Origin of the sequence: Frateuria terrea, assembly GCF_900115705.1 — a bacterium.
GTDB classification, from domain to species: Bacteria; Pseudomonadota; Gammaproteobacteria; order Xanthomonadales; family Rhodanobacteraceae; genus Frateuria_A; species Frateuria_A terrea.
On sequence record NZ_FOXL01000007.1, the window covers coordinates 35,904 to 54,125 of the forward strand.

Annotated in this window: 19 protein-coding genes; 3 read left to right on the forward strand and 16 right to left on the reverse strand. The window is 68.3% G+C overall.

Annotation, left to right across the window (positions count from 1 at the left end; genetic code table 11):
- Positions 1 to 62: 62 nt before the first annotated feature.
- The 14 genes from tpx to hppD all read right to left on the reverse strand — a co-directional run bounded on the left by tpx (position 63) and on the right by hppD (position 12,727).
- Positions 63 to 563, reverse strand: a complete 501-nt coding sequence (tpx, locus tag BMZ38_RS13190) for a thiol peroxidase (RefSeq protein ID WP_091338502.1) — start codon at positions 561 to 563, stop codon at positions 63 to 65.
- Positions 564 to 586: 23 nt separating this feature from the next.
- Entirely contained in the window at positions 587 to 1,081 is a 495-nt protein-coding gene (locus tag BMZ38_RS13195; RefSeq protein ID WP_245747248.1) for a CopD family copper resistance protein, read from the reverse strand.
- Positions 1,082 to 1,154: 73 nt separating this feature from the next.
- Entirely contained in the window at positions 1,155 to 1,712 is a 558-nt protein-coding gene (locus BMZ38_RS13200; protein ID WP_091338503.1) for an SCO family protein, read from the reverse strand.
- A gap of 9 nt (positions 1,713 to 1,721) precedes the next feature.
- Positions 1,722 to 2,501 (reverse strand): formylglycine-generating enzyme family protein, encoded by a 780-nt coding sequence (locus BMZ38_RS13205; RefSeq protein WP_091338505.1) that lies wholly within the window; start codon positions 2,499 to 2,501, stop codon positions 1,722 to 1,724.
- Positions 2,502 to 2,504: 3 nt separating this feature from the next.
- Positions 2,505 to 4,028, reverse strand: a complete 1,524-nt coding sequence (gene nirK / locus BMZ38_RS13210) for a copper-containing nitrite reductase (protein WP_091338507.1) — start codon at positions 4,026 to 4,028, stop codon at positions 2,505 to 2,507.
- Positions 4,029 to 4,161: 133 nt separating this feature from the next.
- Positions 4,162 to 5,391 carry an NnrS family protein gene (locus tag BMZ38_RS13215; RefSeq protein WP_091338509.1) on the reverse strand — a complete coding sequence of 410 codons (1,230 nt, stop codon included), beginning with the start codon at positions 5,389 to 5,391 and terminating at the stop codon, positions 4,162 to 4,164.
- A 178-nt stretch (positions 5,392 to 5,569) separates the two neighbouring features.
- The gene (locus tag BMZ38_RS13220) at positions 5,570 to 6,331 is read right to left on the reverse strand and encodes a helix-turn-helix domain-containing protein (RefSeq protein ID WP_091338511.1); all 762 of its coding nucleotides are present in this window, start codon (positions 6,329 to 6,331) and stop codon (positions 5,570 to 5,572) included.
- Positions 6,332 to 6,351: 20 nt separating this feature from the next.
- A complete protein-coding gene (gene hemN / locus BMZ38_RS13225; RefSeq protein ID WP_091338513.1) occupies positions 6,352 to 7,752 on the reverse strand; it encodes an oxygen-independent coproporphyrinogen III oxidase in 1,401 nt (466 codons plus the stop codon).
- Between the two features lie 113 nt (positions 7,753 to 7,865).
- Positions 7,866 to 8,111 (reverse strand): hypothetical protein, encoded by a 246-nt coding sequence (locus BMZ38_RS13230; protein ID WP_091338515.1) that lies wholly within the window; start codon positions 8,109 to 8,111, stop codon positions 7,866 to 7,868.
- An 80-nt stretch (positions 8,112 to 8,191) separates the two neighbouring features.
- The gene (locus BMZ38_RS13235) at positions 8,192 to 9,178 is read right to left on the reverse strand and encodes a fumarylacetoacetate hydrolase family protein (RefSeq protein WP_091338517.1); all 987 of its coding nucleotides are present in this window, start codon (positions 9,176 to 9,178) and stop codon (positions 8,192 to 8,194) included.
- A gap of 100 nt (positions 9,179 to 9,278) precedes the next feature.
- On the reverse strand, positions 9,279 to 9,872 hold the full coding sequence (locus BMZ38_RS13240; protein WP_091338519.1) for a lectin: 594 nt from the start codon (positions 9,870 to 9,872) through the stop codon (positions 9,279 to 9,281).
- Positions 9,872 to 11,170, reverse strand: coding sequence for a homogentisate 1,2-dioxygenase (gene hmgA / locus BMZ38_RS13245; protein WP_425431877.1), 1,299 nt, complete (start codon positions 11,168 to 11,170; stop codon positions 9,872 to 9,874). The genes BMZ38_RS13240 and hmgA overlap by 1 nt, the downstream gene beginning before the upstream one ends.
- Positions 11,171 to 11,175: 5 nt before the next feature.
- Positions 11,176 to 11,499, reverse strand: a complete 324-nt coding sequence (locus BMZ38_RS13250; protein ID WP_245747247.1) for an endonuclease domain-containing protein — start codon at positions 11,497 to 11,499, stop codon at positions 11,176 to 11,178.
- A 133-nt stretch (positions 11,500 to 11,632) separates the two neighbouring features.
- Positions 11,633 to 12,727 (reverse strand): 4-hydroxyphenylpyruvate dioxygenase, encoded by a 1,095-nt coding sequence (hppD, locus tag BMZ38_RS13255; protein WP_091338525.1) that lies wholly within the window; start codon positions 12,725 to 12,727, stop codon positions 11,633 to 11,635.
- A gap of 134 nt (positions 12,728 to 12,861) precedes the next feature.
- On the opposite strand from hppD, the gene BMZ38_RS13260 reads away from it, so the two are divergent.
- Positions 12,862 to 13,332, forward strand: a complete 471-nt coding sequence (locus BMZ38_RS13260; protein WP_091338528.1) for a MarR family winged helix-turn-helix transcriptional regulator — start codon at positions 12,862 to 12,864, stop codon at positions 13,330 to 13,332.
- A gap of 42 nt (positions 13,333 to 13,374) precedes the next feature.
- Here BMZ38_RS13260 and BMZ38_RS13265 read toward each other — a convergent pair whose 3' ends face one another.
- Together BMZ38_RS13265 and BMZ38_RS13270 are read right to left on the reverse strand one after the other, a co-directional pair.
- On the reverse strand, positions 13,375 to 14,880 hold the full coding sequence (locus BMZ38_RS13265; protein ID WP_091338955.1) for a peptide MFS transporter: 1,506 nt from the start codon (positions 14,878 to 14,880) through the stop codon (positions 13,375 to 13,377).
- Positions 14,881 to 14,983: 103 nt separating this feature from the next.
- A complete protein-coding gene (locus tag BMZ38_RS13270; RefSeq protein ID WP_091338530.1) occupies positions 14,984 to 15,826 on the reverse strand; it encodes a tryptophan 2,3-dioxygenase in 843 nt (280 codons plus the stop codon).
- Between the two features lie 276 nt (positions 15,827 to 16,102).
- On the opposite strand from BMZ38_RS13270, the gene pdhA reads away from it, so the two are divergent.
- Both pdhA and BMZ38_RS13280 read left to right on the forward strand, forming a co-directional pair.
- Positions 16,103 to 17,203, forward strand: a complete 1,101-nt coding sequence (gene pdhA, locus BMZ38_RS13275; protein ID WP_091338532.1) for a pyruvate dehydrogenase (acetyl-transferring) E1 component subunit alpha — start codon at positions 16,103 to 16,105, stop codon at positions 17,201 to 17,203.
- 3 nt (positions 17,204 to 17,206) lie between these two features.
- The gene (locus BMZ38_RS13280) at positions 17,207 to 18,187 is read left to right on the forward strand and encodes an alpha-ketoacid dehydrogenase subunit beta (protein ID WP_091338535.1); all 981 of its coding nucleotides are present in this window, start codon (positions 17,207 to 17,209) and stop codon (positions 18,185 to 18,187) included.
- The last annotated feature ends 35 nt before the right edge of the window (positions 18,188 to 18,222 follow it).

Consider the following 18,222-nt stretch of genomic DNA (forward strand, 5'->3'; position numbering starts at 1 on the left):
ACACCGTGCGCGACCGGTAACCCCACGGCCGCGCACCAGCGCGCTCTACGGGAACCCGCGCATCAGCCCAGCGCGGCCAGCGCCGCGTCGTAGTCCGGCTCGTGGGTCAGCTCGTCCACCAGCTGCGCGTGCAGCACGCGGTTGTCCGCATCCAGCACCACCACCGCCCGCGCCGCCAGGCCTGCCAGCGGCCCGGTGGCCAGCGCCACGCCGTAGTCGGCGAGGAATTCGCGCCCGCGCATGGTCGAGAGTGTCACCACCCGCTCCAGCCCCTCGGCGCCACAGAAGCGCGCCTGTGCGAATGGCAGGTCGGCCGAGATGCACAGCACCACGGTGTTGGAAAGCTTCGCCGCCAGCTCGTTGAAGCGGCGCACCGAGGTCGCGCACACGCCGGTATCGATGCTGGGGAAGATGTTGAGCACCTTGCGCTGCCCGGCATAGCTGGCCAGTGCCACGTCGGCCAGGCTCTTGCCGACCAGCGTGAAGGCCGGCGCCGCGGCGCCCCTGGCCGGAAACGCGCCCGTGACCTCGACCGGCTCGCCCTTGAACTTCACTTGCGACATGACGCTTCTCCTGGTGGTGAGACCTACAAGTAGAACATGGTCTTGGCCAGGAACACGATGCCGATCATCAACGCGAGCACCACCCGGTGCGTGTGGCGGAAGCGGCACACGCTCATGCGCCCGCGCGCACCGGCCCAGACTGCATTGACGAAAACACCCAGCACGGCGAAGGCCAGCGTCACCTTGAGCAGCAGGAACCACCCGAAGCGCGTTCCCACGCAGGCGATGCCGCCGCAGTGCAGGTCGAACAGCAGGCCGCCGCTGGCGAACAGCAGCGCCACCACGAATGGCATGAAGCGCCGCACGCGTGCCATCACCACCTGCTCGATGGCGGTCATCGTCGGCGCGTCGAAGCGATGGTGCAGGCCTTCGAGCACCAGCACCTCGAAGGCAGCCGCGCCGACGAAGACGATGGCGCAGGACAGGTGCAGCAGCAGGATCCAAGGATACCAGGCGGTCACGCCGATGCCTCGTTCGGAGGAAGCGGCAGCTTGCGCCGCATCGGCTCCTGCGGCCATGCCCTGCATCAATGCCGTCCCGCGCAGGGCGTTTCGGGCCGTCACGCACGACCGCAGCGGTGCGGCAGCCGCACTACTTCGATCCGGCGGCCTTGCGCACGGCGGCGACGAATGCGGGATCCGTGCGGCCGATGACGTCGGTGCGCGCAACGATGCGGCCCTCCCCATCGAGCAGCAGCAGTGCGCTGGAATGGTTGAACTCGCCGTCGCGCAGTGGCCGGTACTGCACGCCGAGTAGTGCGGCAAGCGAGCGGGTGTCCTGCGGTGCGGTGCGCGCCAGCGTCCACCAGCGCTGGTCGAGCTTGTGCGCGGCGGCGTAGCGCCGCAACGCGTCGACGCTGTCGCGCGCGGGATCGAAACTCACCGCCAGCAGGTGCAGCCGGGCCGGCTCGCCGGCGGCGCGGCGTGTGGCCTTCATGGTGTCGATGATCATCGGGCAGACCATCGTGCACGAGGTATAGAACATGCTCACGATCTGCGGCGTGCCGCGCCGGGCGGCGAACGCTGCGGTGTGCCCGTCCTGGTCGGTGAGCGGCACCGCGAGCTGGTAGACCGAATCGCCAGGCAGCGGCGAGGTGGCGTGGGCGGTGCCGGCGAGCAGCAGCGCGAGGAGCAGCAGCAGGCGTTTCATGGCGTTTCCTCAGTCGGGCCGGGCGCAGCGGAAGCCCAGGTTGGCGGTGGTATCGGTAGCCTTGAGCGAGGACAGCATGGCAATGCGCATCAGCGTGGCGTAGTTCTCCTTCTGCTCCATGGTGATGGCGCCGGCGCCGCAGAACCTGAGCTTGTCGGCACCGTCCTGCTCGCGGCTGTCGGCGCTGGTCATCATCGCGTTGAAGTCCTCCACCCACTCCCACACCAGGCCGTTGAGATCGCGCACGCCGTGGACGTCCGGCGCACCGCCGACCGGCGGCAGCGCGTCGCTGGAGGGACGCGAATACCAGGACAGCACGCGTTCGCGCCAGGCCGGGTCGCCACGCGCATCGGCGCGGGTGCCATCGGCGGCCGCGGCGTATTCCCACTCGTACCAGGTCGGCAGGCGCGCGTGCTCGCTTTCGCAGTAGGCCTGCGCGGCGAACCAGCTCACCTGCGTCACCGGCTGGCGTGGCCGGGCGGTGGGTCCGAGCCGGTCTGGCGCGGCCCACTGCGACAGGTAGCGGGCGTCGGCGAATACCGAGGGCGCGCGGTCGCGCCGCCACTCGGGGTGGCGCCGCACGAAAGCCAGGAACTCGGCGTTGGTCACCGGCTCGGCACGCAGGCGGAAGGGCCTGAGCACGGCCGGCGCCGCCTTGTCGTCGGCCGGGACCACGCTGGCGAAGCGGCCGCCGGGCAGCGGCCGGTAACCCGATGGCGCGCGGTCCGCCGCCAGGGCCGGACCGGCCAGCAGCAGACCGAGCAGCAGCAGGACCGGTCGCCGGCGCATCGCTCAGTGCTCCGTGGCAGCCGCCGGTGCCGGCTGCGCGCGGACCTTGGCCACTTCGTCCTTGGTCACCTGGCCGCCCGGGTTGCCCCAGCTGTTGAGCACGTAAGTGAGTAGGTTGGCCACCTCATCGTCGGTGAGCTGGGTCATCGGCGGCATCACGGAGTCGTACTCCGTGCCGTTGACGGTGACCTTGCCGGTCAGGCCGTGCACCGGGATGCCGATGAGCCGGTTCCTGTCCTCCTTGATCAGCTGCGCGATCAGGCTGGACTTGGCCAGTGGCGGGAATACGCCGGGCAGGCCTTCGCCGTTGGCCTGGTGGCAGACCGAGCAGGTGCCGGTGAACAGCTGCCTGCCGGCGGCGACCTGGTCGTCCTTGCTGAGCGTGCCGGCCGCGTTGGCCTTGGCCGCGGTGCTCACCGCGTGCAGGTTTGGCCCCGCGCGATCGCCCAGGTAGACCGAATCGACCTCCTTGCCCGAGTAGATCGACTTGTCCTCCGGGCCGGAGACCTTGAGTATCGCCATCGCACCCTTGTTGAAGGCACGGAAGATCGAGTGGTCGACCAGCACGTAGCTGCCCGGCACCTGCGTGCGGAACTCGACCATCGCCGCACCGCCGGAAGGGATCAGCGTGGTCTGCACGTTGTGCTGCTCGACGGTGCCGCCTTCCTGGCGCACGGTATCGAAGATCTCGCCGATCACGTGAAAGCTGGAGACCAGGTTCGGTCCGCCGTTGCCGACAAACAGGCGCACCGTCTCGCCGACCCTCGCGGTCAGCGCCTTGTCGCCGGTGAGCGCGCCTTCGTGGCCGTTGAACAGCACGTAGGTCGGCTTCTCGTCGATCGCCTTGTCCATGTCGAACGGCTGGTGGCCTTTTTCGCGGTACTTGCCCGTGGTGTAGAAGTCGCCCTGCATCACGTAGTACTCGTGGTCGACCTTGGGCATGCCCTCCGGCGGCTCGACCAGGATCAGGCCGTACATGCCGTTGGCGATGTGCATGCCCACCGGCGCGGTGGCGCAGTGGTACACGTACACGCCCTGGTTGAGCGCCTTGAAGGTGAACTGCGACTCGTGCCCCGGGGCGGTGAAACTCGACGCCGCGCCGCCACCGGGACCGGTGACGCCGTGCAGGTCGATGTTGTGCGGCATCTTGTTGCCGGGATTGTTCTTCAGGTGGAACTCCACCGTGTCGCCCTGGCGCACGCGGATGAAGCTGCCCGGCACAGTGCCGCCGAAGGTCCAGTAGGTGTAGGTGACGCCCTCGGAAATGGGCATTTCCTTCTCGATCACTTCCAGCTCGACGATCACCTTGGCCGGGTAGTTGCGGTGGATCGGCGGCGGCACGTTCGGCGGGCTGGTGAGCACCGCGTGGACCGGCGCGCCCTGCGGCGGGCCGAAATCGACGGTGGCGGGCAACGGTGCGGGCGCGGCGGTAGCCGACAAGGCCGCGTCGGCAGCCGGCTTGCCCGAGCAGGCAGCCAGCGCAAGCATGCTGGCGGCCGCAAGTACGGTGGACACCATTCGTGACATGGGTATCTCCTGTGGTTCCCCGACGACAGGCTAGGTTGCGGGTCCCCGGCGCACTTGACCTGCGTCACCCCTGCCACCGGAATGCGCCCGCTGCGTCACCCTGCCACAGCGGCGCGCCGGTGCAAGCTGCAATTCATCCCGGTCTGCCGTCCAGGCGCGGGGTCAGGTAGATCCGCGCCGAACGCAGCACCCACGGCAGGAAGGCCACCAGCCAGCCGCAGGCGGCGACTACCAGCCACAGGTAGCTGTCGCGCGCCAGTTCCGCCCACGCGCGCAGCAGCACCACGCCCTGCAGCAGCGCGAAACAGGCCCACGGCACCGCGCCCATCTGCAATGGCCGGCCGGAATGGCCCTGCGTCACGCGGGTGACCATCGCCACCAGCATCGAGCCGAAATAGCCGATGGTCAGCACGTGCAGCGGCGCCAGCCCCAGCACGGGGCCATGCCCGGCGAACAGGTACAGACTCTGCACCGCGTACAGGACGAACGCGATCGGCAGCCAGGCGAAGGCCAGGTGCAGCACCGCCAGCAGCCCCGGTCGCACCGCCTTCCATGGCTGCCAGGCAAGCGCATGCCAGCCAAAGAGCGCGGCCAGCGGCGCATCGGCCAGCCACAGCCAGGCCGGAACATGGGCCAGGTCAAGCGCCAGGTGCGCCAGCAGCAGAGGCCACAGCAGCGGCAGGCTCCAGGGCGGGCGGCGCACCACGTAGTCCCTCACCGCGTTGCCGCTGAAGAAGGCGACCATCCGGTGTGCCACCGAAAAATACACCGGCACCAGCAAGCCGAACGTGCCCAGCTTGATGGCCAGGCGCGCCCATGGCGCAGGCGCACCGAACAGGAAGGCGACAAACGCCGCCAGGCCGATCGCGCCGAGGCACAAGCCAGCCAGGCACGACCATGCGTGCTGGCTGCGCTGTTCCGCGGCGCGCAATACGCCGGCCAGCGTGGCGATGCCGACCAGGTAGCCCGCGAGCATCAGCAGGAAACCCAAGCGCAGCACCCATGGCAGGCCCAGCAGCCCGACGTGCGAAAGCAGGTAGCCGGCGAACACCGCGCCGGCCACCGCCAGGTAACGCGACGGACGTATGGGCGGCCGGTTGAGCCAGCGCGGGAAGGTGGTCAGCAGGAAGCCGAACATGAACATCGGCAGCATGCCGTATTGGGTCAGCATGGCGTGCGCCCAGCCCGGCGGCACTGGCGGCTGCGGCCAGCCGTGCCAGCCGAAACGCAGCGAGGCCAGTTCCAGCGCCCACCAGGCCATGCTGGTCAGCACCGCGAGCGCTCCGGCGAGGAACAGCGGACGATGCGGCGCGGCGGCGAGCAGCACGGCCAAGGGAGGGACGGAGGAATCGGGCTGGCGCATGTCGGATCTCGATAGACGGCGCTCATTATCGGAGCGAGGGACGCATCGGGCCGTGACTTGGATCAGGTGGTGCCAGCGTTGTGTGCCGGACACGCGCTGCGCCTTGGGGGCGCCCCACGATCGAGGCTCGCTCTTCAGCGAGGGCAGTCGTCCCCCCGGAGGCAGCCGGAGGTGCGGGTCAGTCCGGGAGAAGGCTGCGGCCGATGTGGCGCAAGCCGGCCGGGTCGCGTATCAGCAACTGGCGTCCTTCCACCTGGATCAGGCCCTGGTTGCGGAAGCGGCTGAGCACGCGGCTCACCGTTTCGGCGGCCAGCCGCAAATAGTTGGCGATGTCGCCGCGCGACATGCTGAGCTGGAACTCGGTACCGGAAAAGCCGCGTGTTGCGTAACGCTGGCCCAGGTCGGTGAGGAACGCGGCCATGCGCTCGTCCGCGCTGTGGTCGCCGGCCAGCAGGCTGGCCGAACCCAGCTCTTTGCTGAGCAGGCGGAACAGGTGGCTCTGCACCGCCGGCATGCGCGCGGCCAGCGCGCTCATCGCCGGGAAGGAAAAGCGGCAGAAATGCGAGGTTTCCAGCGCAATCGCGTCGCACGGAAACTGCTCCGGGTAGATCGCGTTCAGGCCGATCACCTCGCCGGGCAGGTAGAAACCCAGCACCTGCTCGCGGCCCTCCTTGTCGACCATGCTGGTCTTCACGGTGCCCGAGCGCACCGCGAAGATGGCCCGGAACGGGTTGCCGGTGCGGAACACGTGCTCGCCCGAGCGGAAGGGGCCGACGTGCTCGACCAGGCAATGCAGCTCGCGCAGCTCCGGCTTGCCGTAGCCCACCGCCTGGCATGCGCCGGCGAAGGCGCAGGTACGGCAGAAATGAGCTTCGTCGCCATCGTCGGCGATCGGGCTGGGCGGCGCGGGCAGGCGGCCGGCCTGGTTTTCGGAGCGCATCAGCAAGACCTTGTGGCCGATCAGATCGTGCGCGAGAAACGCTTCGGCGCCTCGCTCGCGTACAGATAGGCATCGAAGCACATGGCGATGCTACGGAGCAACAGCCGCCCGCGCGGGGTGACCCGGATCATGCGCCCTTCCCGCGTCACCAGGCCATCGTCGACCAGCACGCGCAGGCGCCCGAGCTCGGCGGCGAAGTATTCGTCGAACAGCAACCGGTGGCGGGCGCCGAACAGGCGCGTGTCCACCTCGCCATGGCACATCAGCTCGCCGATCAGCGCGCGGCGGATCAGGTCGTCCTCGTCCAGCTGCAGGCCGCGCGCGACCGGCAGCCGGCCAGCGTCCAGCGCGGCGTAGTAGCCGGTGAGGTCGCGCGCGTTCTGGCTGTAGGTGTCGCCGATGCGGCCGATGGCGCTCACGCCCAGGCCCACGATGTCGCACTCGCCATGCGTGGAGTAGCCCTGGAAGTTGCGCTGCAGCGTACCTTCGCGCTGGGCGCGGGCCAGTTCGTCGTCCACGCGGGCGAAGTGGTCCATGCCGATGTAGACGTAGCCGGCGGCGCCGAGCCGTTCCAGCGCGCGGCCGAACAGGGCCAGGCGCGTGGCCGGATCGGGCAGGTCCGCCACCTCGATGTGCTGCTGCGCCTTGAACAGGTCCGGCAGGTGCGCATAGCCGTAGACCGCCACGCGGTCGGGCGCCAGCGCGATCACCTCGCCGAGCGTGCAGTCGAAGCCAGCCAGCGTCTGCTTCGGCAGGCCGTAGATCAGGTCGACGCTGGCCGAGGCGAAGCCGGCGGTGCGGGCGGCTTCGATCACCTCGCGCGTCTGCGCCACGCTCTGGATGCGGTTGACCGCCTGCTGCACCGCCGGGTCGAAATCCTGGATGCCGACCGAGAGGCGGTTGAAGCCCAGGTTCCCGAGGGCACGCACGTACGCGCCGTCGGCGAAGCGTGGATCGATCTCGATGCCGAACTCGCGCGCGGCGTCGCGGCTGAAGCCGAAGTGGCGCGCCAGCGATTCCATCAGCTCGCGCATGCGCGGCAGGTCGAGGAAGTTGGGCGTGCCGCCGCCGAAATGCAGCTGGCGCACGGGGCGGTCGCGATCGAACAACGCCGCGGTCAGCTCGATCTCGCGGTACAGCCGTTCGAGGTAGCGGTCGGCCTTAGCCGTATCGCGCGTGATCACGCGGTTGCAGCCGCAGTAGAAGCACGGGCTCATGCAGAAGGGCACGTGCACATACAGCGACAGCGGGCGCGGGATCGGCTCCTCGTTGGAGGCGCGGATCGCCTCGCGAAGGGCTGTCTCGCCGAAGGCGGCGTGGAATTGCGGGGCGGTCGGATAACTGGTGTAGCGGGGACCGGCGGTGTCGTAGCGTTCGATCAGCACCGGATCGAAGGCAGGGGCGACGATGGCGTGGCTCATGGCGCCAGTGTGGCGGGCTGGCGCCGCGCGCCCTTGATCCGGATCAAGAGGCGCGCGGCGCCGGGTGGACAGAACGTCGCGGGGGCGTCGCCTTGCCCCGCGATGCGCGGGCATCAACCCTGCGGCACGTCCGGCAGGTAGCTGCGTTCGGCCAGCACGTCGCGTGCATCCAGTGCGCCGGCGCTGGCGAGCGAGGCCGGACTTGCGCTGCTGTGGCAGGAGGCACACAGGTTGTGCGGCAAGGCGGATGCGGCGTGGGCCACCGGGTCGGTGCCCGGGTGCATCGAGGCGACGTGCACGGCCAGGCCGAGCAGGGGCGCGGCGGCGGCAGCGGCGAGCAATGGCAACGGATGCGGCATATCGACAGACTCCTTCTGTGACCGACGGCCGGCCGGCGGGCCGGAACCACCCAGGCGCCAGTGCGCCCGGGTAGGGCCGATCATGCCTTCGGTGGCGTGACGGTTTGCTCGATGGCGCCGAAGATCGACGCACCGCCCGCATCGGTGATTTCGATGCGCAGGCGATCGCCGAATTTCATGAACGGCGTGCTCGGCTTGCCGTCGCGCAGGGTCTCCACCGTGCGCTGCTCGGCCAGGCAGGAAGCGCCCTTGCCGGTGTCCTGGTTGGCGATCGTGCCCGAGCCGACGATGGTGCCGGCGGTGAGCGGACGCGTCCTGGCCACGTGCGCCACCAGCTGGGCGAAGCTGAACTGCATGTCCACGCCGCAGTCGGCCTCGCCGAACCACTCACCGTTGAGCCAGGTGCGCATCGGCAGGTGCAGCTTGTCGTCGTGCCACGCCTCGCCCAGTTCGTCGGGCGTGACCAGCACCGGCGACAGCGCCGAGCGCGGCTTGCTCTGCAGGAATCCGAAGCCTTTGGCCAGCTCGCCCGGGATCAACCCGCGCAACGAAACGTCGTTGACCAGGCCGATGAGCTGGATGTGCTCGGACGCCTGCGCGGGCGTGACGCCCATCGGCACGTCGTCGGTGACCACGATCACCTCGGCTTCCAGGTCGATGCCGAATTCCTCACTGGGCACCACCACCGGATCACGCGGCCCGAGGAAACCCGCGCTGGTGGCCTGGTACATCAGCGGGTCGGTGTAGAAGCTCGCCGGCACCTCGGCGCCGCGGGCCCGGCGCACGCGCTCGACGTGCGGCAGGTAGGCCGAGCCGTCGACGAACTCGTAGGCGCGCGGCAACGGTGCGGCCAGGTCGGCCATGTCGAGGGCGAAGGCGCCGACGACCTGGCCGGCGTTCAACGACTCCGACAGGGCGTTCAGGCGTGGCGCCGTGTTCGACCAGTCGTCCAGCGCCGCCTGCAGCGTGCGCGCGATATGGACTGCGGTCACCGCCTGCGTGAGGTCGCGGCTGACCACGATCAGCGTGCCGTCGCGGCCGCCTTCCTTGAGACTTGCCAGTTTCATTGCATGCTCCGTTCGGAATGGAGTAGTTCGTTATCAAGTTCTTCCGGGGTGTCCGCCATCGAGGGCGGTCTGCTGGTGGCCGCCAAGGGGCGGCATCAACTCAGCCACAGCCTTCCACGTAATCGATCTGCGGCGGCACGCCGACGCGCCAGCGCGTCACCCTGCCCTGTGCATCGGTTTCGAATACCAGCACGCCCGTGGCCTGCGGCACGGCCACGCGCAATACCCTGGCACCGGGCACGTACTTGTGCGGCAGCTCGCTTACCCGGGCACCGTAGAGCGCGCGGACCCGCGCCGCGTCCATGCCGACCTTGCCGCCGCCAGGCGCGGTTTCCTTCGCCGTGCCGACGTCGTAGCGCACGAAGCGGCCACCTTCGAACATGAAGGCGAAGTCCGCAGGTGTCTTCACCCATTTGGGCGTCAGGTAGAAGCAGGTTGCGCCCGGCGGGCCCAGGCGCCGGAGCTCACCCTGCCAGGCCTTGGCGAAGGACGGCTCGTCCATGCCGAAACGCAGGTCGCCGTAGCCGTCGTATCTCGCCAGCGCCGCGGGTGCCTGCGCGTGGGGCGATGCGACGCTGGTCGCCGCGGCGACTTCGCTTGCCACCCTAGCGGGGGATGCCGGCGCGCCTGGCGGTTCGCTGCTGCCGCAGGCCGCGAGCAGCAGCATGCAGCCGAGAGCCGCCAGCTGGCGCATCACTTGCGCTCCGGATCGAAGTGCCGCGCGATGCCCTGCCAGCAGGCGTAGTATTTTTTCTGCAGTTGCGGCGATTCCAGCGCCTGGCGCGTGGGGCGGATCACCCTGCGCGTCTCGAACATGAAGGCCATGGTGCCGCCGATGACGTCGGGCTTGGACAGGTCCGCGTTGGATGCCTTTTCGAACGTGGCCGCATCCGGCCCGTGGCCGCTCATGCAATTGTGCAGGCTGGCGCCGCCCGGCGCGAAGCCCTCGGCCTTGGCGTCGTACACGCCGGTGACCAGGCCCATGAATTCGCTGGCCACGTTGCGGTGGAACCACGGCGGGCGGAAGGTGTGCTGCGCCACCAGCCAGCGCGGCGGGAAGATCGCCAGGTCCACGTTGGCGGTACCGGGCGTGTCGCTGGGCGAGGTGAGCACGGTGAAGATCGACGGATCGGGGTGGTCGTAGCTGATCGAGCCGATCGTGTTGAAGCGGCGCAGGTCGTACTTGTACGGGACGTAGTTGCCGTGCCAGCCGACCACGTCCAGCGGGGAGTGGCCGATCTTCGCCTGCCACAGCGCGCCCTGGAACTTGGCGACCAGGCGGAAGTCGCCCTCGACGTCCTCGTAGGCCGCGCAGGGGGTGAGGAAATCGCGCGGGTTGGCCAGGCAGTTGGAGCCGATCGGGCCCAGTTCCGGCAGGCGCAGCAGCGCGCCGAAGTTCTCGCAGACGTAGCCGCGCGCCTCGCCGTCAGGCAGGTCCACGCGGAAGCGCACGCCGCGCGGGATCACCGCGATCTCCTGCGGCTCGACGTCGAGCACGCCCAGCTCCGTGGCGATGCGCAGGCGGCCTTGCTGCGGCACGATCAGCAACTCGCCGTCGGCGTCGTAGAAGAACCGCCCCTGCATCGGGCGGTTGGCCGCATACAGATGGATGCCGATGCCGGCCTGCTCGGCCGGACCGCCGTTGCCGGCGAGGGTGACCAGGCCGTCGATGAAGTCGGCCGACTGCGCTGGCATCGGCAGTGGATCCCAACGCAGCTGGTTGGGCGTGGCGGGCGCCTCGTCGAAGCGGTTGTGGAAGCGCTCGTGCGCCAGCGGCTCGAACGGCTCGTGCACAGCCGCCGGGCGGATGCGATAGAGCCAGCTGCGGCGGTTGGCGTGCCGCGGCGCGGTGAAGGCGGTGCCGGAGAGCTGCTCGGCGTAGAGGCCGTGGGCCACACGCTGGGGCGAGTTCTGGCCCTCGGGAAGGGTGCCGGGAAGCGCCTCGGTGGCGAATTCGTTGCCGAAGCCGGATTGGTAGCCGCTCGATTGCATGGCGCTCATCGCTCTTTGCTCTTGAGCCCTTCTCCCTCCGGTAGAGGGGTCGGGGTGAGGGTCCGGTCGGGCGCGGTGCGGAGGATCACCTCGAGCACCGCGTCCATCTGTTGCAGTACTTCGTTGTCCCGGAAGCGCAGGACCTTGAGGCTTCTCTCCTCGAGGACCCGCGTGCGCTGCCGGTCGGTCTGATGGTCATGCTGCGAGCCGTCCAGTTCAACGACGAGCTTGCAGGCCTGACAATAGAAATCGGCAACGTAGGGCGAAACTGGGTGCTGCCTGAGAAACTTCAGCCCATCCAGGCGGCCGGCGCGCAAGCGATACCACATGGCTTGTTCGGCATCCGTGCCGCAACGGCGCGGCGCCCTGGCCTGTGCACGCGTCCGTCGGCAGCGGCGGGTTGATGCGTCCTGGCATGCCCGTTCCCCAGCCCCTCTCCCGAGGGGAGAGGGGCTCTAAAGCCTAGAGCACACCACGCTTCATCTGGTCCCGCTCGATCGACTCGAACAGCGCCTGGAAGTTGCCCTCGCCGAACCCCTCGTTGCCCTTGCGCTGGATGATCTCGAAGAAGATCGGACCGATGTTGTTCTGCGTGAAGATCTGCAGCAGCTTGCGCTGCTTGGTCTCCGGGTCGGCGTCGATCAGGATCTTGTTCTCGCGCAGGCGCGGTACGTCCTCGCCGTGGTTGGGGATGCGCAGGTCGATCACGTCGAAATAGGTGTCGGGGGTGTCCAGGAACTCCACGCCCTGCGCACGCATCGCCTCGACCGTCGCATAGATGTCGTCGGTGAAGCAGGCGATGTGCTGGATGCCCTCGCCGTGGTAGGCATCGAGGTATTCGTTGATCTGGCTCTTCGGGTCGTTCGACTCGTTGAGCGGGATGCGCACGATGCCGTCCGGCGCGGTCATCGCCTTGGACACCAGGCCGGTCTTGGCGCCCTTGATGTCGAAGTAGCGGATCTCGCGGAAGTTGAACAGCCGCTCGTAGTAGTCCGACCACTTCTGCATGTTGCCGAAGTAGAGGTTGTGGGTGAGGTGGTCGATGAAGGTCAGGCCGAATCCCCTGGGGTTCGGTTCGGCGCCCTCGACCGGCGCATAGTCGCCGTCGTAGACGTCGCCCCGGGCACCGTAGCGGTCCACCAGGTACAGCATGCAGTCGCCGATGCCCTTGACCACCGGCGCGTTCACCGCCTTGCTGGCGGCCTTGTGATCGACCGCCTCACCGCCGTTGCCCAACACCTTGCGGCACACCTCGTCCGCGGGCATCTTGAATCGGATCGCGAAGCCGCAGGCGCAGGGGCCGTGCCTGGCGGCGAAATCGGCCGCGAACGAGTCCGGGTCCTCGTTGACCAGGAAGTTCACGCCGTTCTGGCGGTACACGGTGATCGGGCGGGCCTTGTGCCTGAGCACCGCGGCGAAGCCCATCTTGCGGAACAGCTCGTGCAGCTCCTGCCCGCGGCCGGCCGGCGCGGCGAACTCGACGAACTCGAAGCCGTCGATGCCCATCGGGTTCTCGAAAGTGGTGACCTGCATGCCGAGGTTCGGTTGGGCGTTCATGGCGCTCTCCTGGAATGGCGGAAGACGTAAGCTGGCGGCGAGGCCTGTCCGCAGGATGCGCGGTGGCCACGAAGGTTCCGGCGAGAACCCCGTTATAGTTACAGTTGAAACCATTTGCAAGGAGCCGCGCTCCCGTGCCAGCCAAGCGCCAACCCGCCCGCCCGCCCGCCGAACATGCGCCGCTGGAGCTGGAGCATTTCCTGCCCTACCAGCTGTCGATCGTCTCCAACACGGTCAGCCAGGCGATCGCCGACGACTACCAGCGCCGCTTCGACCTGGGCGTGACCGAATGGCGGGTGATGGCCGTGCTGGCGCGTTTCGACGGGCTTTCCGCGCGCGAAGTGGCCGAACGCACGGCCATGGACAAGGTGGCGGTGAGCCGCGCGCTGGCGCGGCTGGTCGAAGCCGGCCGGGTGGACCGCGCCACCCACGACGGCGACAAGCGCCGCTCGGTACTCAACCTCAGTGAAGCCGGCTGGGCGATCCACGACCAGGTGGCGCCGATGGCACGCCAGCGCGAGCGCGAGCTGCTGGCGAAGCTCGATGCCGAGGAACAGGCCTGGCTCGAACGCATCCTGGGCAAGCTGATGCCGCCGGAGCATTAGCTCGATCCTTCCCTGCCCCGCGGGAAGGATCCCTTGCCGGCGCTATTTCACCCCGTGCATCAGCTTGTTGATCAGCGGCGAGATCAACAGCAGCAACACGCCCGAGCCGACCAGCACCCAGAAGCAGAAGCTGAAGCCGGACAGCGCCGAGGCGACCGTCATGCCGTGCTCGCCGCTGATGCGGCTGGCGACGATGCCGGAGAAATCGCCGCCACCCGCCAGCGACAGGAACCAGCCGCCCATCGCCAGGCCGACGAAACGCGGCGGCGCGAGCTTGGTCACCATCGACAATCCGATCGGCGAGAGGCACAGCTCGCCGAGGGTCTGCATCACGTAGCACAGCACCAGCGGCCAGAACGGGATCAGCCCGGTCGGACCGAGCAGCTCCTTGAGCGCGTACACCAGCACGATGAATCCCAGGCCGTTGAAGATCAGCCCGAAACTGAACTTGCGCGGGATCGACGGCTCCGCCTTGCGGCGCGCGAGCACCGCCCAGACCAGGGTCAGCAGCGGCGCCAGCACCAGGATCGACAGCGGCGTCACCGACTGGAACCAGCCGACCGGGAACACCCAGCCACCGAACATCTGTCGGTCCACCCAATTCTCGGCCAGGAAGTTGAGCGAGGTGCCGAACTGGAAGTAGAAGGTCCAGAACACCACGCTGAAGACGAACACGATCAGCATGGCGATCACTCGGTGCAGCTGCACCCGGTCGTGCCGCAGCGCCTCGATGATCAAAGCGGCCGCCACGCCGATGAACAGGATGCCGAGCAGCCATTGCAGGCCATCGGCGCCGACATAGGCCAGCAGCGCATAGATCAGCGGCACGGCCACCGCGGTGCCGACCAGTACCCACAGCACGCGCAGGCGGTTTTCCATACCCGCGAGTGGACGGCCCACGCCTTTCAAGCCCCGGCGGCCGAACCAGAACCACAGGAAGCTCAACAGCATGCCGACTCCAGCAGCGCCGAACACGATGCGGTAGTTCTGCTGCATCGGGGTGTCGGTGAAATAGGCCGCCATCCAGCCGGTGAGCAGCGGCGCCACGAAAGCGCCGGCATTGATGCCCATGTAGAAGAGGGTGAAGCCGCGGTCGCGGCGCGGGTCGTCGCGACCATAGAGCTGGCCGACCATGGTGGAGATGTTCGGCTTGAACAGGCCGTCGCCGGCGATCACCAGCGCCAGCCCCAGCATCATCAGTGGTTTGCTCGGCACCAGCAGCGTGAACAGCCCCGCGGCCATTACCGCCGCGCCGAGCAGGATCGAGCGCTGGTAGCCGATCACCCGGTCGGCCACGTAGCCGCCGAAGATGGACGCGGCATAGATCAGCGCGGTGTAGGCACCGTAGATGCCGGCGGCCCAGCCCTGCCCCGACGGATCGCCGTGAAAGAACTGCGCCACGATGTAGAGCACCAGCGCCCAGCTCACGCTGTAGTAGGCGAAGCGCTCCCAGAACTCGGTCATGAACAGCATCCACAACGGGCGCGGATGGCCGAGCAGCTGCGGGTAGTCGGGTGCGGCCGGTGCGACGTCGGCGGTCTGGTGCATGGATTCCCCTTGGGCATGGAAGGCGCGCTGGCCGCGCGCCATCGCTGACGTGTAACCGGCGCGAGGGCGCCACGTCAAATAGTGGTCCGTGCAGGAGCGCCGGTCAGGTGCCCAGCACCGTGCGCACGTCCAGCAGTTCCGGGAAGAACTCCAGCTCCAGCGCTTTCTTCAGGAACGAAACGCCGGACGAACCGCCGGTGCCGCGCCGGTGGCCGATGATCCGCTCGACGGTCTTCATGTGCCGGAAGCGCCAGAGCTGGAAACTTTCCTCCACGTCCACCAGTTGCTCGCACAGGTGGTATTCCGGCCAGAAGCCGCCGCGGTCCTCGTAGATCCGCTTGAGCACCGGCAGCAAGGCAGCGTTGCGGTGGTAGGGCTGCGTCCAGTCGCGCTCGATGAGCTCGGCCGGCACCGCGTGGCCGCGGCGGGCGAGGTAGCGCAGGAACTCGTCGTACAGGCTCGGCGCCTCCAGCACCTCGCGCAACTGAGCCTGCGCCTCGGGATCGTGGGCAAACACCGCCAGCATGTCGGCGTGCTTGTTGCCGAGCATGAATTCGATCATCCGGTACTGCAGCGACTGGAAGCCCGATGACGAGCCCAGCATGTCGCGGAATTCCAGGTACTCCGCCGGCGTAAGCGTCTCCAGCACCGCCCATTGCTCGAACAGCTGGCGCTGCACCTGCTTCACGCGGGCCAACACCTTGAGGCAGGCATCGACATCGTCCCGGCGCAGGTCTTCGATCGCGGACTTGAGCTCGTGGATTACCAGCTTCATCCACAACTCCGAGACATGGTGCTGCACGATGAACAGCATTTCGTCGTGGTGGCCGGTGAGCGGGCGCTGTGCCGATAGCAGGGTGCCCAGCTGCAGATAGCCGCCGTAGGTGATCTTGCCGTTCAGGTCGGTCTCGATGCCGGTTTCGAGCTCGCGCTGGTTCTCGCCCATGGGTGCGTCCGTTTCCTTTCGATCGATGTGGACATGGTAATGGCGGCGCTTCGCAGCGGTTCCTGATCCAGGACAGCCATCTGCCGTCATGGCCGTGTCAACGGGCGCTCGCATCCTTTCCACACGCCCGCGCATGTTGCACCGTACCTTGCAGCGCAACATGCCCGCCTGCTATCAAACGCGGTCTTTCCGGGACGAAAGCGCGTGCCCGGCCCCACTGGATGGGCCGCCGCCTCCCTACGCAGATCCCCCCTTCCACCTCCATGGGAGCGAGTCGTGTCCATCGCCGCCAAGTTTGAAATCGAGTACCTGCAATACCTCGACGCCGAGGGCAAGCAGGTGCGTGACGACCTGCCTGCCTTCGCGCAGGACCTGAACCAGATGGTCGAGCTGTACAAGCTGATGCTCTCCACCCGCGTGTTCGACGCCAAGTCGATCGCGCTGCAGCGCACCGGCAAGCTGGGCACCTACGCCAGCTGCCTGGGCCACGAGGCCGCGCACGTGGGCATCGGCAGCGCCATGAAGCCCGAAGACGTGCTGGCGCCGAGCTACCGCGAATACGGCGCGCAGCTCTACCGCGGCGTGCAGCCGCGCGAGGTGTACATGTACTGGGGCGGCGACGAGCGCGGCAACGACTACCAGAACGAGCCGGCCCGCCACGACTTCGCCTGGTCGGTGCCGATCGCCACGCAGTGCCTGCACGCAGCCGGCTCGGCGCTGGCGTTCAAGATCCGCGGCGAGAAGCGCGTGGCGGTGTGCACCATCGGCGACGGCGGCTCGTCCAAGGGCGACTTCTACGGCGCGATCAACATCGCCGGCGCGCAGAACCTGCCGATGGTGGCGGTGATCGTGAACAACCAGTGGGCGATCTCGGTACCGCGCAAGATCCAGTCCGGCGCGCCGACGCTGGCGCAGAAGGGCATCGCCGCGGGCCTGTACTGCATCCAGGTCGACGGCAACGACATCATCGCCGTGCGCAAGGCGATGGAGGACGCGCTCGAGCGCGCCCGCAACGGCCAGGGCGGCAGTGTCATCGAGGCGGTCACCTACCGTCTGGGCGACCACACCACCGCCGACGACGCGCGGCGCTACCGCGGCGAGCAGGAGGTCAAGGACGCCTGGGCGAAGGATCCGGTCAAGCGCCTGAAGAACTGGCTGGTGGCCAAGAAGGTGTGGGACGACAAGAAGGAAGAGGCCTGGAAGGCCGAGTGCGACGACTGGATGGACAACGAGGTGAACGCCTACCTGGAGACCAAGACCCAGCCGGTCACCGCGATGTTCGACTACACCTTCGCGGAAGTTCCCGCCGACCTGGAAAAGCAGCGCGACCTCGCGCTCTCGCTCGAGAACACGCCCAACAACAGCAGGGCCCACTGACCCATGGCACAGATCACCCTTATCGAAGCAGTCACCCAGGCGCTGGCCTACGAGATGGCCCACGACGAATCGGTCGTGGTGCTGGGTGAGGACGTGGGCGTCAACGGCGGCGTGTTCCGCGCCACCCAGGGCCTGCAGGAGAAGTTCGGCGAGTTGCGCGTGCTCGACACGCCGCTGGACGAGACCACCATCGCCGGCGTCACCGTGGGCCTGGCCGCGCAGGGCATGAAGCCGGTCGCCGAGGCGCAGTTCGAGGGCTTCATCTACCCGATGATGGAGCAGATCGCCTGCCACGCCGCGCGCCTGCGCAACCGCACGCGCGGCCGCATCACGGTGCCGGCGGTGTGGCGCGCCCCGTGGGGCGGCGGCATCCGTGCGCCGGAGCATCACTCCGAGGCGAATGAGCATCTGTTCACCAACATCCCGGGCCTGCGCGTGGTGATGCCCTCGTCGCCGGCGCGTGCCTACGGCCTGCTGCTGGCGGCAATTCGCGATCCGGATCCGGTGATGTTCTTCGAGCCCAAGCGCATCTACCGCCAGTACAAGGAAGAGGTGCCCGACGACGGCGAGGCGCTGCCGCTGGACGTGTGCTTCGTGCTGCGCGACGGCACCGACGTGACCCTGGTGACCTGGGGCGCGCAGGTGAAGGAGACGCTGGAAGCCGCCGACGCGCTCGCCGCCGAAGGCATCAGCGCCGAGGTGATCGACGTTGCCACCCTGACCCCGCTGGACTTCGACACCATCGCCGAATCGGTACAGAAGACCGGCCGCTGCGTGATCGTGCACGAGGCGCCCAAGACCGCCGGCTTCGGTGCCGAGATCGCCGCGCGCCTGGCCGAGGAATGCATGTACGACCTGCTCGCGCCGGTCGAGCGCGTGACCGGCTTCGACACGCACATCCCGCTGTTCCGCCTGGAGATGAAGTACCTGCCCAGCACCGAGCGCGTGGTCGAGGCGGCCAAGCGTACGCTGGCGGCCAGCTGATCGAAGGGAACGGGCGGCGCGCGTGCGCCCGCTCC

Excerpts from the sequence above, each read along its gene's own strand:
- hppD (WP_091338525.1), bottom strand. The coding sequence starts at position 12,727 with ATGAACGCCCAACCGAACCTCGGCATGCAGGTCACCACTTTCGAGAAC.
- BMZ38_RS13220 (WP_091338511.1), bottom strand. The coding sequence starts at position 6,331 with ATGCGCTCCGAAAACCAGGCCGGCCGCCTGCCCGCGCCGCCCAGCCCG.
- BMZ38_RS13265 (WP_091338955.1), bottom strand. The coding sequence starts at position 14,880 with ATGCACCAGACCGCCGACGTCGCACCGGCCGCACCCGACTACCCGCAG.
- BMZ38_RS13235 (WP_091338517.1), bottom strand. The coding sequence starts at position 9,178 with ATGAAACTGGCAAGTCTCAAGGAAGGCGGCCGCGACGGCACGCTGATC.
- nirK (WP_091338507.1), bottom strand. The coding sequence starts at position 4,028 with ATGTCACGAATGGTGTCCACCGTACTTGCGGCCGCCAGCATGCTTGCG.
- hemN (WP_091338513.1), bottom strand. The coding sequence starts at position 7,752 with ATGAGCCACGCCATCGTCGCCCCTGCCTTCGATCCGGTGCTGATCGAA.
- hmgA (WP_425431877.1), bottom strand. The coding sequence starts at position 11,170 with ATGCAATCGAGCGGCTACCAATCCGGCTTCGGCAACGAATTCGCCACC.
- BMZ38_RS13195 (WP_245747248.1), bottom strand. The coding sequence starts at position 1,081 with ATGGCCGCAGGAGCCGATGCGGCGCAAGCTGCCGCTTCCTCCGAACGA.
- BMZ38_RS13280 (WP_091338535.1), top strand. The coding sequence starts at position 17,207 with ATGGCACAGATCACCCTTATCGAAGCAGTCACCCAGGCGCTGGCCTAC.
- BMZ38_RS13215 (WP_091338509.1), bottom strand. The coding sequence starts at position 5,391 with ATGCGCCAGCCCGATTCCTCCGTCCCTCCCTTGGCCGTGCTGCTCGCC.
- tpx (WP_091338502.1), bottom strand. The coding sequence starts at position 563 with ATGTCGCAAGTGAAGTTCAAGGGCGAGCCGGTCGAGGTCACGGGCGCG.
- BMZ38_RS13205 (WP_091338505.1), bottom strand. The coding sequence starts at position 2,501 with ATGCGCCGGCGACCGGTCCTGCTGCTGCTCGGTCTGCTGCTGGCCGGT.
- BMZ38_RS13230 (WP_091338515.1), bottom strand. The coding sequence starts at position 8,111 with ATGCCGCATCCGTTGCCATTGCTCGCCGCTGCCGCCGCCGCGCCCCTG.
- BMZ38_RS13240 (WP_091338519.1), bottom strand. The coding sequence starts at position 9,872 with ATGCGCCAGCTGGCGGCTCTCGGCTGCATGCTGCTGCTCGCGGCCTGC.
- BMZ38_RS13250 (WP_245747247.1), bottom strand. The coding sequence starts at position 11,499 with ATGTGGTATCGCTTGCGCGCCGGCCGCCTGGATGGGCTGAAGTTTCTC.
- BMZ38_RS13200 (WP_091338503.1), bottom strand. The coding sequence starts at position 1,712 with ATGAAACGCCTGCTGCTGCTCCTCGCGCTGCTGCTCGCCGGCACCGCC.
- BMZ38_RS13270 (WP_091338530.1), bottom strand. The coding sequence starts at position 15,826 with ATGGGCGAGAACCAGCGCGAGCTCGAAACCGGCATCGAGACCGACCTG.